Origin of the sequence: Streptomyces sp. SID12501, from assembly GCF_010550245.1 — a bacterium.
GTDB lineage: Bacteria > Actinomycetota > Actinomycetes > Streptomycetales > Streptomycetaceae > Streptomyces.
Map to the genome: position 1 here is coordinate 1 of NZ_JAAGLU010001055.1, position 386 is coordinate 386.

The following is a 386-nucleotide window of genomic DNA, read 5'->3' on the forward strand; positions in this document are numbered from 1 at the left end:
GCATGAGCCGCGGCAGCACGAAGTTCGACGTCACCGCCGCCCACAGCGTCAGCAGGAGCAGACCGAGCTTGCGCAGGGCGTAGCGCACCGGAGCCTCCTCGTGTCGGGTGGGTCGTGCGGGGGGGGCCAGGGCGCGTCGTGGCCGCGCCGGGGCACCGCCGTCAGGAGGCCGGCTCGAGGCCGGTGAGGATGAGCAGCGGCGTCTGGTCCCACGTCTTGGGGGACGCGTACGGGTTCTCGGCGCTGGGCCAGCCGGTGAACGACTTGGTGGAGAACAGGCCCCACGACCCGCCGTAGAACAGGGAGATCATCGGCAGCTGCTCGTAGGCGATGGTCTGCAGCTCCTTCGCGATCGCGGCCTTCCGCGCGTCGTCGACCGTGACCTT

General features: G+C 71.0%; 1 pseudogene. It reads right to left on the minus strand.

From position 1 onward, the window contains the following. Window positions 1-161: 161 nt before the first annotated feature. Window positions 162-386: pseudogene (locus G3I71_RS49790) on the minus strand (ABC transporter substrate-binding protein); the annotation flags it as partial.